The 13,475-nt window shown below is 66.6% G+C and carries 11 protein-coding genes and 1 pseudogene; 4 read left to right on the forward strand and 8 right to left on the reverse strand.

The genetic code is table 11. The features are described 5' to 3' along the window. Positions 1 to 61 precede the first annotated feature (61 nt). Positions 62 to 655, forward strand: a complete 594-nt coding sequence (locus tag DAT37_RS10150) for a hypothetical protein (RefSeq protein WP_109524542.1) — start codon at positions 62 to 64, stop codon at positions 653 to 655. A gap of 340 nt (positions 656 to 995) precedes the next feature. Beyond that, positions 996 to 2,172: pseudogene (locus DAT37_RS10155) on the forward strand (alanine--tRNA ligase-related protein). A 36-nt stretch (positions 2,173 to 2,208) separates the two neighbouring features. Here DAT37_RS10155 and DAT37_RS10160 read toward each other — a convergent pair. Further along, the gene (locus DAT37_RS10160) at positions 2,209 to 3,459 is read right to left on the reverse strand and encodes an aromatic ring-hydroxylating oxygenase subunit alpha (RefSeq protein ID WP_109524420.1); all 1,251 of its coding nucleotides are present in this window, start codon (positions 3,457 to 3,459) and stop codon (positions 2,209 to 2,211) included. Between the two features lie 77 nt (positions 3,460 to 3,536). Then, positions 3,537 to 4,274, reverse strand: a complete 738-nt coding sequence (locus DAT37_RS10165; protein ID WP_408637387.1) for an SDR family NAD(P)-dependent oxidoreductase — start codon at positions 4,272 to 4,274, stop codon at positions 3,537 to 3,539. Between the two features lie 158 nt (positions 4,275 to 4,432). On the opposite strand from DAT37_RS10165, the gene DAT37_RS10170 reads away from it, so the two are divergent. Beyond that, positions 4,433 to 5,026 (forward strand): TetR/AcrR family transcriptional regulator, encoded by a 594-nt coding sequence (locus tag DAT37_RS10170; RefSeq protein ID WP_109524422.1) that lies wholly within the window; start codon positions 4,433 to 4,435, stop codon positions 5,024 to 5,026. 111 nt (positions 5,027 to 5,137) lie between these two features. Beyond that, on the forward strand, positions 5,138 to 5,986 hold the full coding sequence (locus tag DAT37_RS10175) for a sulfurtransferase (protein ID WP_109524423.1): 849 nt from the start codon (positions 5,138 to 5,140) through the stop codon (positions 5,984 to 5,986). Positions 5,987 to 6,077: 91 nt separating this feature from the next. On the opposite strand, the gene DAT37_RS10180 is transcribed toward DAT37_RS10175, so the two are convergent. From DAT37_RS10180 to DAT37_RS10205, 6 genes are read right to left on the reverse strand one after another with little or no spacing between them, the layout of a single operon-like run. Then, positions 6,078 to 7,091, reverse strand: coding sequence for an aldo/keto reductase (locus DAT37_RS10180; RefSeq protein ID WP_109524424.1), 1,014 nt, complete (start codon positions 7,089 to 7,091; stop codon positions 6,078 to 6,080). Beyond that, on the reverse strand, positions 7,091 to 8,464 hold the full coding sequence (locus DAT37_RS10185; protein WP_109524425.1) for an NtaA/DmoA family FMN-dependent monooxygenase: 1,374 nt from the start codon (positions 8,462 to 8,464) through the stop codon (positions 7,091 to 7,093). The genes DAT37_RS10180 and DAT37_RS10185 overlap by 1 nt, the downstream gene beginning before the upstream one ends. Before the next feature lie 39 nt (positions 8,465 to 8,503). Next, the gene (locus DAT37_RS10190; RefSeq protein WP_157978382.1) at positions 8,504 to 9,955 is read right to left on the reverse strand and encodes an LLM class flavin-dependent oxidoreductase; all 1,452 of its coding nucleotides are present in this window, start codon (positions 9,953 to 9,955) and stop codon (positions 8,504 to 8,506) included. 19 nt (positions 9,956 to 9,974) lie between these two features. Then, positions 9,975 to 11,639 (reverse strand): dipeptide ABC transporter ATP-binding protein, encoded by a 1,665-nt coding sequence (locus DAT37_RS10195; protein WP_232839628.1) that lies wholly within the window; start codon positions 11,637 to 11,639, stop codon positions 9,975 to 9,977. After that, entirely contained in the window at positions 11,626 to 12,537 is a 912-nt protein-coding gene (locus DAT37_RS10200) for an ABC transporter permease (protein WP_109524427.1), read from the reverse strand. Before DAT37_RS10200 ends, DAT37_RS10195 begins: the two co-directional genes overlap by 14 nt. Next, a complete protein-coding gene (locus DAT37_RS10205) occupies positions 12,537 to 13,475 on the reverse strand; it encodes an ABC transporter permease (RefSeq protein WP_109524428.1) in 939 nt (312 codons plus the stop codon). The genes DAT37_RS10200 and DAT37_RS10205 overlap by 1 nt, the downstream gene beginning before the upstream one ends.

Below are 13,475 nucleotides of genomic sequence, written 5' to 3' on the forward strand. Positions count from 1 at the left end.
CCGCCTCGATGTCCCGGCCGACCCGGGTACCGGTGTCGGCCCGCGGTGGCAGTATGCGGGTGTGGGTGACTTCTTCGAACGAATCGTCGACCTGGACGTGACCTCGGCCGACGCGAGCGCACTGGCCGAGCACATGGTGGACTGGATGGTGTCGCGCGGATGGCTGCTTCGGGAGACCTCGGGTGACGCGATGTACAGCCTCCAGGTCGACGAGGGCTATGTGCCGGGACCGGATTGGCCGCAGCTGACCCAGGAATGGGGCGGCGACTGGATTCCCGGCCCGGTCGCCGTCATCGTCGGCCGCCAGGACCACTATCCGGGCCAGGGTGCCACCGAACCGGCCTCCGCCGTATGCCCACACTGCCGGGCCGCCGCCGTGATCATCGACTACCCCCGACAGTGGGAAGCCGATCCCGCCGTTTGGCAGCCGTTCTCCGACGCGATCGACGACTGGAAGCGAACAGGTACCGGATCGGCGACCTGCCCTTCCTGCGGCACACCGAGCCCCATCACCACCTGGCAGTGGGCCGACGGTTTCGCCCTGGGTGCCCTCGCCTTCGATTTCTGGGGCTGGCCGCCCCTCACCGAGGATTTCGTCACCGATTTCGCCACCCGGCTCGGGCACCGAATCGAACACCACACCGGCAAGTTCTGAACCGGGGGCCTATTTCCGTCCGGAAAGGCCGGACGAACCGCTGATCCACGGTTTCCCGGGCAACGAACCTGCGGTATCCGTCCGAAATGCTGATGTCGTAGCGGGCTTCCGATCACGTCGCCGCGGATAAATCGGTCGTGTTACGCACGGTCAGGTTGCTACCGTGCACCCATGAAGGTCATTTCACCAATCGCCGCCGCGGCCGCACGAGCTCTCAGCTCGCCGGTCGCCGCCGCCTGACCTCTTTCCCCTTACCGGCGACCGGAAACGGTCCGCTGGTATGCGTGGTTCCTGCCACGTGCGGTCGTTTCCGGTCGACATCGAACTCGACGGAGCAACCATGATCACCACAGACCACACCGTTCGTACATTCCTCGATTTCTTCCACGAACGCGGGCACCGACTCACCCCGGGCGGATCACTCATTCCTCCGCCGGGGGATCCGGTGCTGTTCACCACGTCCGGAATGCACCCGTTGACCCCGTACCTGATGGGCCGACCCCACCCGCTGGGTGGGCGGCTCACCGGCCTGCAACGATGTCTGCGCACCACCGACCTCGAGGAAGTCGGCGACGACACCCATCTGACCGTGTTCGAAATGCTCGGGTCCTGGTCACTCGGGGATTACGGCGGCCAGCAGAGCCTGCGTTGGGGATGGGAACTGTTGCGCGACGGTTTCGGCATCGATCCCGGCCGGATACACGTGACGGTGTTCGGCGGTGACGAGCAGGTCGAGCCCGACCACGAATCGTGGCGCACCTGGGAGGAGTTGGGCGTCCCGGTCGAACCGACCACCGAGGAGAACTGGTGGTCCAACGGCCCGACCGGTCTCTGCGGACCCGATTCGGAGATCTTCGTGTGGACCGGAGACGAGACACCACGGGGGACACCGACATCCGACAGTCGATGGGTGGAGGTGTGGAACCACGTCATGATGCGATACCTCCGCCACCCCGACGGCAGCCTCCAACCACTGCGCCGACCCGGCATCGACACCGGCCTGGGTCTGGAAAGACTGGTGCGCATCCTGCGGAACACCCGATCGGTCTTCGACATCGACGTATTCCAGCCCTGGCTGAACACCCTGCCCCGAATCTGGGGCCCGCTCGACGAACGGTCGCTGCGACTGCTGTCGGACCATCTGCGCTCGAGTGTCGTCGTCCTCGGCGACCGGGTCCCCGTCGGGTCGCGGTCACGTACTGCGCCGCGTGATCCGCCGCACCCTGACGACGCTGTGGCGCGACGACTCGACCCGCACCCTGTCCGACCTACCGATCGAGCTCGTGGAACACACCCTCGAGCATTTCCGGCAACCTGTTCACCCGGACGAGGTTCGCACCATGCTGCTCGACGAGGAACGCACATTCCATCTGCAACTCGAGCGTGGACGAAAGGTACTGTCCCGCAGTAGGTTCACCGGCCCGCTGACCGACGACGACTACCACTATCTACACGACACACACGGCCTGCCCCGTGATCTCGTGGAGTATCTGGGCGCCGAGACCGAAATCGGCTGATAGCCACCGACGCCGCGTTTCCCGGTCCCTCGTCGACTACCGTCCGGCTCGGTACGCGTCCACATATTCGCCCGCCGTTTTGTGCAGGTGTCGGAGCAGGATTTCCTGATCGTTGAGTGGGAAGTGGGTGACCACGCGGGATTCGAGCATTCTCTGGGTGGCTTCGAGGGTGTTGCAGTCCTGGAGTGCGAATTCCTTGAAGGTGACCGCGGCCAGTTCTTGGCGCAGCCGGGCGGTCGCGTCCTTCGGGGGCACGAAGTACAGGGTGCTTTCGAAGATGTGGTGGTTGTAGGCGGTGGGCCAGTAGTGGTAGGTCAGATACCAGCCCGGCGCCCAGACCACCATCATGAAGTTCGGGAAGAAGACGTAGGAGTCCAGTCCCCATGCCTTGTGTCGTGCCGGGTTGAGTCCTGGCGGCAGCGGGTCGAGGCCGGGGATGTCGGGACGGTCCCATGCGCCGAAATTGCCGCTGCGCAGAATTCGTTCGATCGGTTTGACCATGCTCAGGTCTTTCGGTGGCGCCATGCCGCCCCAGGACGACACCATGCCGTGCGGACCGTCGATGTCGTAGTGCAGTGCTTCGAATCCGTAGTTCATGAGTTTGCGCGACTCGTCGCCGACGTACTGCTTCCCGTGCAGAACCGGTGCGTGGTAGAACTCGAGGAAGGCGTCCATGAACAGTTTCCAGTTGCTGGAGATCTCGGCCCGGTAGGTGAACGCCTGGGTCATCCGATCGAACGGATAGCCGCGCAAACCGGCGGCGAACCCACCGAGATACTCGATAAGTCCGGTGGCGTTCTCATCGAAGTTGACGAAGACGAAACCCTCCCAGATCTCGCACCGAACTGACCTCAAACCGAGCTGCGGCATATCCAGGTCGAGGAATTCCGATTCCCGCTGAACGAAGGTGACCTCGCCGTCGCGCGCCGGACCCTGTGGGCATTCGTGCGGGTGGAATGCGCTGTCGGTATCGACCGGTCCGTGGTCTGGCACGAGTTCGATGCCGCAGTGACGGCAGATATTGTGGAATGCCCGGATCTCGTCATCGATGCCGCGGACGATCACCACGGTGGTCCCCGCCGCGGCGATCTCCTTGGTGAAGTAGTTCCCTTTCTTCGGGATCTGTTCCACGCGTCCGACATTGAGCCAGGTGCGTTCGAAGATCGCCGTGCGTTCGAGTTCGTAGTGCTCGGGGGTGATCGAGTCCTCGTAGGACATCGGGGCGGTGCCCAGGTCGGGAAAGTGCTGTGTCCACGAGCCCTCCGCGGGTTTCGCGAAATTCGGCATATCGGTTCATCCTTCCTTCGAAATCGGCGGTAACACCGGGCGCGTTCCGGGGCATCGCACCGAAAACGGCACGTCGATCAGGTGTTACGGCCGCCGTTGACGCCGAGGATCTGGCCGGTGATGTACCCGGCCTCCGGTGAGATCAGGAACGAGCACGCCGCGGCGATATCCTCCGGTCTGCCGACCCGCCGGACCGGCGTCTTCTGGATGTGGTCCTCGACGGTCCCGCCCAACCGTGCCTCCGTCTCGGATCTGCGCAGCATGGGTGTGTCCACGAACCCCGGCGGCACCGCGTTGACGGTGATCCCCGACGGCCCCAACTCCAGGGCCAGCGCCTTGGTCAAACCGTTGACCGCGGATTTGGCCGAGACGTAGTGCGCCATGAACGGCTGGCCCGAATGCGCGCTCGAGGAGGAGATGTTCACGATGCGGCCGAACCCCGCCTCCAGCATGTCGGGCAACACCGCCTGCACGGTGTGGAACACCCCGTGCAGGTTCACCTCGATGACCCGCTGCCAGGTCGCGAAGTCGAGATTGACGAAACGTTTGTAGCCCTCCAGTCCCGCGGCGTTCACCAGAACCGTGATCGGGCCCGATTCGGCGCGGATCGCCGCCATCGCGCTGTCCACCGCGCCGCGATCGGCGACATCGGCGGTGTAGGCGAGATCGGTGTCGGTCGGCCGCAGATCGATGGTGGCCACGCGATAGCCGTCCGCGCGCAACCGTCGGGTGACCGCCAGCCCGATCCCGGACCCGCCACCGGTGACAACGGCCGTTCCCTTGATCGCGTCGTCCACCTGATCATGGCTGCTCACAACGTTGTCTCCTCGGCGGCGTATGTCGAAACTTAGGCGATTGCCTAAGTTCTCTCGAGGAATTCGTAACACCCGCACGAGGCCTCGGTCAAGGGCCGATACAGTGACCGGGTGTTGTCGACCCGTGAGTGCCCCAGCGTCGAGCGTGCGAGGACCCGATGAGCGGTTCCCGCGTGGCCGGGGCATCCAAGACCCGCGCCGCGCTGATCGAGGCGGCCACACAATTGATGGCCGACGAGGGCTACGCCGCGGTCACCACCCGCAGGGTCGCCGCCAAGGCCCAGGTCAACCAGGCGCTGGTCTACTACCACTTCGGAACGATGGACGAACTGTTCCTCGCGGTGTTCCGGCGCGGAGCCGAGGCGAACCTGGCACGACTGCAACGCGCCGCCGAGGCCGAGAACCCGGTGCGCGCGCTGTGGGAGATCACCAGCGAACCCCGTCAGGGCACCCTGAACATCGAATTCATCGCCCTGGCCAACCATCGCGAGGTCATCCGCACCGAACTCGCCTCCTACACGCGCAAATTCCGGCAACTCCAGGAAGCGGTATTCGCCCGCGTACTCGACACCAAGAGCCGAGGCGACTCCGAGATCGAGCCGACCCCCGCCGCGCTCAGTGTCCTGATGGCCGGGCTGTCGCGCATCCTGGCCATGGACGACCTGCTCGGCATCGATGACGGTCACGCCGAGGTACTCGCCCTGCTCGACGAATACCTGACCGGTTTACAGGGGCCCGACCCGAGGTCGTGACAACCGCTGGCCGGCACCTCTAACGATCAGCGCGAGTGCAACCGTCCCCGTAGCGGGCATCCCGCATTAGCGTCGACTCGGTTGTACAACCGACTATCGGCAAGGATTGTGATGAGCTCTGTTACCCCGGTGATCACCGCCGCGGACCTGGGGGCCGCGCTCGACGCGGGCTCCGACGTCGTCGTTCTCGAGGTCCGTCGCGACCCCGCCACGATCCCCGGCGCCGCGAATCTTCCCCTCGCCGACGCCCCGGCCCCCGGGCACATTCCCGGCGCCCACGCCGTCGATTTCGCCGAACTGGTCGGGCCGCGCACCGAGACCTCGGGCAACGGTCCACTGCCCGAGGAAGAACAGGTTCGAGAGCTCGTACAGCGTTGGGGTATCAGCGATTCCAGCCTCGTCGTGGTCTACAGCGCGGACACCCCGTCGAGCGCTTCCCGTGCCTGGTGGGTGCTGCGCTGGGCCGGATTGGCCGATGTGCGCTACCTCGACGGCGGCGTCCACGCGTGGCGGGCATCGGGCCGTGAACTCACCGATATCCGCCCGGCGACAGGCGGCGGCACCGCGACGGTCCGGCTCGGCGCACTGCCCACCCTGGACGCCGACTCCGCCGCCGCACTGGCACGCGACGGACACCTGTTGGACGCCAGGGGCGCCGCCGCGTACGCCGGTTCGGCCGACCAACCGACCAGTGGCCACATCCCCGGCGCGTACAGCCTGCCCGGGACCGACAATCTGCGCGACGGCTACCTCGCCGACGACGACACCTTGAAGACCCTGTACGCGCCCTACCTGACCGGCGCGCCGATCGGTTCCTACTGCGGCGGCGGCGTCGCCGCGACCCTGGACGTGCTGGCACTGAGCAAGCTCGGCATCCCGGCGGCCCTGTACCCCGGGTCGTGGTCGCAGTGGAGCTCCGACCCGTCGCGTCCGATCGCCACCGGTTCCGACCGGGGCTGAACGCTCCGAAAGGACCGACGCCCTCGGTCCGATTGCCCCGCAACAGGTTACGGCGGGCGATCGAACCGAGGGCGCGGCGCGGAGTCGACACTCAGCCCTTGTCGACCACCCCCGGCCCACCGGACAGATCACCGGTGAACAGTGCACGCAGCTCCCGTTCCTCCTCCGGCGTCGGCACCCACCGGGCGGCGGTGAGATTCTCCTCCAACTGCTCGGGCACCGTGACCCCGGCGATGACACTGGTCACCGTCGGCTGGGCGAGCAGCCAGCCCAGCGCCAGCGCCGTGGGGGTCACCTCGCGTTCGGCGGCGAATTTCTCGTACTGCCGCAGCGCGTCCCACGGCGCGGTGCGCAGCAGATAGCGCTTCAGATTGGTGATCTTCGCACCCTCCGGCGCTTGTCCCTCCTGATATTTCCCGGTGAGCAGGCCGTTCTGCAACGGGAAGTACGGGATGAACCCGAGTCCGTAATTCCGCAGCGCGGGGATCAGTTCTTCCTCCGGTTTACGCCACGTGAGGTTGTATTCGTCGGTGGTGGAGACGAACCGGGTGTAGCCGTCGCGGGCCGCGACGTGCTCGGCGTCCGCGATCTGCCACGCCTTGAAATTCGAGGCGCCGATATAGCGGACTTTGCCGGAGGTGACCAGCGTGTCGAGCGCCGCGAGGGTCTCCTCGATCGGGGTGTGGGTGTCGGGGAAGTGGATCTGGTACAGGTCGATGTAGTCGGTGCCGAGCCTGCGCAGCGAATCCTCCACCGACGCGAGGATGTACTTGCGCGATCCGGTCAGCGCGTAGGTGGGTCCTCGATCGGCGAGCAGCGAGCGGCCGAATTTCGTTCCGATCACCACGCTTTCGCGTCGAGTGCCGACCGCCTTCGCGAACAGTTCCTCGCTCAGGCCGGTGCGGTCCCCGTAGCCCTCGGCCAGATCGAAATAGGTGATGCCGAGATCGATGGCCCGGTCGACGATCGCCGTGACGTTCTCCGGATCGACGGCGCGCATCCCGGTGCGCCCGAAGGTGCTCGCCCCGATACCCAACTCCGACAGGATCAGACCCGAGCGGCCGAGTGCGCGATATCCGGCGGGAATCGCCGTGACGCCCGCCATCAGCCGTTGTCCGTATCGAGCAGACCCTGGAGGGTGTCGGCCTCGTATTCGGTGCGGAACAGGCCGCGCCGTTGCAGTTCCGGCACCACGGTGTCGACGAACAGATCGGCCGGACCACGGTGGTAGGGCGGGAAGAACTGCACGCCGTCGAGTACCTGCTCCGCGAAATGTTCCTCGACCCAGTCGGCGATGGTGACGGCGTCGCCGACCAGCGCGGGCTGGGCGGCCTGCCGGGAACGATGCACGTGGTGGTAGAGCTCGCGCAGGGTGAGATCCTCGCCGATGGCGGTGAGCAGACGGCGGATGATCTCGCGGTCGTCGCGGGTGTCGGTGTGGCGCTTCTCCCGGCCCAGCGTGGGCAGGAAATCCTCGAAGACGTCGGGCGCGACGGTGTCCAGATCGACGACGTCGACGACCTTCTCGCTGTCGCGCACCCGCGACAGGTCGATGCCGAGCGCGAGGGAGAACTGCTCGGGAATCTCCTCGGTCAGCGTGAAGTTGGTGACCTGGCGGTAGATCGCCTGGGCCTCCCGCTTGGTGCCCGCGATGTAGAAGGTGGCGCCGGGAATGATCTTGAACTTCTCCGGATCGCGGCCGGTGGCGGCCACCCGCTCCTTCAGCTTGCGGTACTCCTGCTTGCCTCGTTCGATACCGAAGTACGGCGAGAACCGGATCTGGGCGAAATCGGCGCCGTAGCGCAGCGATTCCTCCGACGTGCCGACGTGCACGTTGGGAATGCGCTGCTGCACCGGCGGCGGCACATTGAGCGGTCCGCGCACCTCGAAATGCTCACCCGCGTGCTCGATACGATGCCACGACCCCGGCCTGATCAGGACATTCTTGTCCTTGTCGGCGAGCAGGAAATCGTCGTCCCAGCTCTGGTAGAGCAGCCGGTTCACCACATCGGTGAATTCACGAGCCCGGCTGTATTTGCTCTGTTCGTCGGGAACCGGGTTCTTGCCGTAGTTGAGCGCCGGATCGCCGTCGCGATCGATGCCGAACACCACATTGAGCGCGGTGCGCCCCTTGCTGAAGTTGTCCAGCGTGGCGAGTTGGCGTGCCACCGCGTAGGGGTGTTCGAAGGAGGAATTCACCGAGACCAGGAATCCGAGGTTCTTGGTGATCGCGGCCGCGTACCCCGCGTACACGAAATTGTCCCAGCGGTAGACGCGCTGAAGGTATTCCGGTTCGCTGCCCAGCGCGCTGCCGGAGAAGACGTAGTCGAGTTTGCCGCGCTCGGCCGCACGGGCCACGTCCAGGATTACGCTGGGGTCGCGCAGTCCGGAACTGGTCGCCTGCGGTAACCGCCAGGCCTCGGCGTCCCATCCGGTGCCGTAGGCGGCCAGGCCCAGCCGGAGTTTTCTGTCACTCATCGTATGTCCTCGAAAATAACGTCGGGGGAGAAGGGATCGTCAGGAATCGGTCGCGAATCGATTGGGCGGCACCTCGAGCCCGAAATGACCGCGGAAGGTGTCGGCGGTGTAGTCGGTGCGGAACACGCCCTTGTCCCGCAGGATCGGCACCACCCGGGAGGTGAAGCGTTCCAACTGATCCCACATATAGGGAGAATTGATATTGAATCCCTCGGCCGCGCCGCGATCGAACCATTCGATGAGCCGATCCGCGACGTCCTGCGCGCTTCCGATCACCTGGGGGAATCCGCCGCCGATGGAATTGCGCAGCAGATCACCCGCGCGCACCGTGCCCCGCTCGACGGTCCGGTCGGTGCGCGTCGCCACCGCGCCGAGCAACGCCCGGCCGAATTCGTTGAACCGCGAGGCGGTTTCGGCGGTGATCACGGCATCGAGGCCGCCCGCGCGCAGGTCGACGCCGATCCGCTCCGAGAGCGAGCGCAGGCTGCGCACGCCCAGTGGCAGTCCGCCGCGCGGGGCCTGCTGGATGGCGGCCCACGCGTCGCTGCTCCAGAACTGCTCGTCCTTGTCACCGTCGACCGGGTCGTCGTCCAGCGGGAGTCCGGCGTTGAGCCGTTCGAAGATGTCCACCGCGTCGGCCCTGTCGTCGCCGATGATCGGCGAGATTCCGGGCAGGAAGAAGATCGGGACGTCGCGACCGTGGATGCGGCGGGCGCGTTCGCGCACGTCGGTGTTGAACGCGATCGAATCCTCGATGGTGCCGGGTCCGGTGAAGTTGAGTTCGCAGTGCCGCGCGGTCAGCTCCCGGGACAGTTCGGACGCGCCCGCGTACAGCAGCGGGATCTGGCCCTGTGGCGGACGCGGCATCGGCAGGGTGCCCGCCACCTGGAAGAACTCGCCCTTGTGCGCGAGCCGGTGGATCTTGGTCGGATCCAGGTACTGTCCGGACTTCTTGTCCTGGAGGTAGGCGCCGTCCTCGATGCTGTCCCACAGCAACCGGATCACCCGGATGAATTCGTCGGCGCGGGCGTAGCGGCGTTCACCGCCCAGATCCGGGAGGCTGAAGTTCTGCGCCGCGAGGTCCGAGGCGCCGAGCACGACGTTCCACGACAGCCTGCCTTTGCTCAGATGATCGAGCGAGGCGGTGAGCCTGGCCAGGATGTAGGGCTCGTAGTAGGTGGGGTGCGCGGTGACGACCAGACCGATCTTGGAGGTCTGTAGCGCCAACTGCGAAGCGAGGGTGAACGGCTCCAACCGGCCCGCGTTGTGGGTCGTGCCCCAATGCTCGGCGTAGATGTCGCCGGGCAGGGTGTCACCGAGGAAGAAGAAGTCGAACTTGGCGTCCTCCACCAGTTTCGCGGCCTTGGCGGCGTAGTCGAGTTCGAACGCGTTGGCGGTGGGCGCTTCCGGCAGGCGCCAGCCGCCCCAGTGCGTGCCGTTGAGCCAATACATATAGCCCAGGTGCATTTCGCGTTTCGCGGGGGAGCCCACGTGAATTCCTTTCGGTGGATCAAACCGGGACGGACTCGACGCCCGCTCCGGGAATGGAGGCGAGGAGTTCTTTGACGTAGTCCGTCTCGGGGGAGATGAGAATGTCGCGAGCGGTTCCGCGCTCGACGATGTCGCCGTGGTGCAGGACGAGGATCTCGTCGGACATCTCGGCGATCACTCCCAGGTCATGGGAGATGAAGACATAGGTGAGCGAGAACTGCCGTTGCAAGGTGGTCAGCAGATCGAGGATCTGCCGCTGCACGGTCACGTCGAGCGCCGACACCGGTTCGTCGAGGATCACCAGCCGGGGGTCGGGGGCGAGGGCGCGCGCGATCGCCACCCGCTGACGCTGTCCGCCGGACAGTTCGGCGGTGTAGCGGTCGGCGACGTCGGCGGGCAGGCCGGTGACCTCGAGCAGTTCGGCGACCCGGCGACGGCGTTGCGCGCCGTCGCCGATCTTGTGGCCGCGCAACGGTTCCTCGATGATGGCGCGCACGGTGGCGCGCGGATTCAGGGAAGCGAACGGGTCCTGGTAGACCATCTGCACCGTGCGATACAGCTCGGCCTGGCCCGCGCCGCGGCGATGGTGCACCACCTTCTGCCCGGCGACCTCGATCGTCCCCGAGTCCGGCGCGGTCAAACCGGCCAGCAGTCTGACCAGAGTGGTTTTGCCGGAACCGGATTCGCCGACGATGCCGAGGGTGGTGCCGCGCCGCACCTGGAACGACGCGTCGGCGACCGCGGTCACCGGATCCCTGCCGCGTTGCGCGGGAAAAACCTTGCGCACGTTCTCGGCCTTCACCACGACGGGGGCGTCCTGGTCGACCGGATGTGTCGAGCGCCGCTGCGCGGCGGCGATCCCCGAGAAACCCAACGACGACGAGTGCAGCAGCGCGGTCGTGTAGGCGTCGCCCGGTTCCGCGATGACTTCCGCGGCGCGCCCGGAGCGAACCAGCTTCCCGTCCTTGAGCACCGCGATCTCGTCCGCGCGTTCGGCCGCGACCCCCAGATCGTGGGTGATGAGCAGGATCGACAGCTCGTCCTCGGCCACCAATTCGCCGAGCAGATCCAGGATCCGCTTCTGCACGGTGACATCGAGCGCGGTCGTCGGTTCGTCGGCCACGAGGAGTTTGGGACGGGTCGACATGGCCGCGGCGATGAGCACCCGTTGGCACATGCCCCCGGAGAGTTCGTGCGGATAGGCGTGGAAGATCTTCTCCGGATTGCGCAGTCCCACTTTGCCGAACAGGTCGATGACGCGTTCGCGGCGTTGCGCCTTGTTCGCCAGGCCGTGCGCGCGCAGCGGTTCGCCCGCCTGCACTCCGACGGGCAGGAGCGGGTTGAGGCCGAGCAGCGCGTCCTGCGGGATATAGCCGATCTCCCGGCCGCGGACGGCGCGGTACTGCTTGTCCCGCAGACCGTTGAGCTGCCTGCCGTCGAAGACCACCCGACCGGCCGCCACCCGTCCGTTCTCGGCCAGCGTGCCGGTCACCGTGCGCGCGAGAGTCGACTTGCCGGAACCGGATTCGCCGACCAGCGCCAGCACCTGTCCGGCGCGCAGGCTCACGCTCACCCCGTCCACGACCCGGGCCGAACGCCGACCGGGCACGTCGAAATCGACGGCGACCTCGTGCAGGCTCAGCAGTGCGCCCGGTTCGGGCACCGAAAGGTCAGGCGACGACACTGGTTCTCCCGCGGTTGAGCGATCGGCCGATCCGGTAGATCGCGACGACCGAGACGGTGATGACGAGTCCGGGCAGCAGGCTCAGCCACCACTGGGTGGCGATGAAGGTGCGGCCCTCCGAGACGAGCAGTCCCCATTCGGGCGTCGGCGGCGGTGCACCGAGGCCGAGGAAACTCAACGCGGCGACGGTCAGGATCGCCGAGCCGATCTCCATGGTGGCCGCGGCGAGCACCGAGCGGGAGGCATTGGGCACGACGTGGCGCAGCAGCCGGTAGGCGTATCCGTGCCCGGCGAACACCGAGGCCTCGACGTATTTCGCGCCCGCCACCTTGAGCACCTCCGAGCGCATCAGCCGGGCGAAACCGGCCGTGCTGTTGATACCGATGGCCACGGCGATATTGACCACCCCCTGCCCCAGCGCGGAGATGATGGCCAGCGACACGATGAGGCTCGGCACGGCGAGCATGATGTCGACGACCCGCATCAGCACGCTGTCCACCCAGCCGCGCACCGCCCCGGCGATCAGACCGACCAGCGCGCCGCTGACCAGTCCGATCAGCACGGCGATCACCGCGGCCTGCACCGACAGCGAAGTGCCGTGCACCATCCGGGCGAACTGGTCGCGCCCCAGATCGTCGGTGCCGAACGGATGCGACAGGCTCGGGTTCACCAGCAGCGCGTCGGCGTCCTGCGCGAGCGGGTCGCGCGAGCTGAACACACCGGGCGCGAAGGTCGCGACGAGCATGAGGACGACCCACACGTAGGCCAGCAGCAGGCTCGGCGAACCCGCGATGTGGCGCAGCCACAGCGCCGCGCCCGCACCCCGCCGAGCCGGGACAGCGACATCGTCCGCCTTCTCCGGCGCGGTCGCGGTGGGGATGACATCGAGCAGACTCATCAGTCGTCCAATCGGATTCGCTTGTCGATGACCGGATAGATCAGGTCGACGACGAGGTTGACCGTGACGAAGATCAGCGCGCTCGCGGTCACCGCGACGAGCACGATCGGCATGTCCCGGCCGTCGACGGCGTCGACGATCAGCCTGCCGACACCGAGCCGGGAGAACACCGTCTCGGTCAGGACGGTCCCGCCCACCATCACGCCGATGGTGGTGCCCAATGCCGTGACCACCGGCAGCGCCGCCGCGCGCAGGGCGTGCCGCACGACCAGGTCGAAACGGCTCAGTCCCCAGTTCCGCGCGGTCTCGATATACGGGGAGGTCAGCGCGGCGCGCAGGTTGACGGTGAGCAGCTGCGAGATCTGCCCGCCGCCCGCCACCGCGATCGTCAGCGAGGCGATCAGCAGACCGAGGGTGGTCTTGTCGCCGAAGGCCTTGATCCAGTGCAATTGGAACGCGCAGATCTGCACCGCGACCAGAGCCACGATGAACGGCGGCAGCGACACCGCCACCGGCGGCAGCGAGATCAGCAGCTCACGCGCCCATTTCCAATTGATCAGCTCGATCACCACCGACAGCGTGACGCCGAGGATCACCGCGAGCAGCAGGCCGAGGAATGCCAGTTGCAGTGTCTGCCCGAAGGATTCGAAGAAGATGCCGGTGGCGGGCCGACGCTGGTAGACGCTGTCGCCGAAGTCGCCGCGCAACGCGCCGGTGAGCGCGTCGAAATACTGCACGTACAACGGCCGGTTCAGCCCGAGCAACTCACGTTGCTCGGCCAGCAGCTTCTCGACGTCACCACCGTCCGCACCGAGGGTGAGGCCGCCCGCGGCGTCGCCCGGCACGATGTACAACAGGAAGAACGCTCCCGTGAACGCGCCCCAGACCACGACGACCGCGTAGAGCAGTCGCCGCAGGGCGTACCTCACCATCCGCAT

The organism is Nocardia aurea, assembly GCF_003123685.1.
In the GTDB taxonomy this organism is placed as follows: domain Bacteria; phylum Actinomycetota; class Actinomycetes; order Mycobacteriales; family Mycobacteriaceae; genus Nocardia; species Nocardia aurea.

Coding starts and splice junctions, on each gene's coding strand:
- DAT37_RS10160 (WP_109524420.1), bottom strand. CDS start 3,459: ATGCCGAATTTCGCGAAACCCGCGGAGGGCTCGTGGACACAGCACTTT.
- DAT37_RS10170 (WP_109524422.1), top strand. CDS start 4,433: ATGAGCGGTTCCCGCGTGGCCGGGGCATCCAAGACCCGCGCCGCGCTG.
- DAT37_RS10175 (WP_109524423.1), top strand. CDS start 5,138: ATGAGCTCTGTTACCCCGGTGATCACCGCCGCGGACCTGGGGGCCGCG.
- DAT37_RS10180 (WP_109524424.1), bottom strand. CDS start 7,091: ATGGCGGGCGTCACGGCGATTCCCGCCGGATATCGCGCACTCGGCCGC.
- DAT37_RS10185 (WP_109524425.1), bottom strand. CDS start 8,464: ATGAGTGACAGAAAACTCCGGCTGGGCCTGGCCGCCTACGGCACCGGA.
- DAT37_RS10200 (WP_109524427.1), bottom strand. CDS start 12,537: ATGAGTCTGCTCGATGTCATCCCCACCGCGACCGCGCCGGAGAAGGCG.
- DAT37_RS10205 (WP_109524428.1), bottom strand. CDS start 13,475: ATGCGGATGGTGAGGTACGCCCTGCGGCGACTGCTCTACGCGGTCGTC.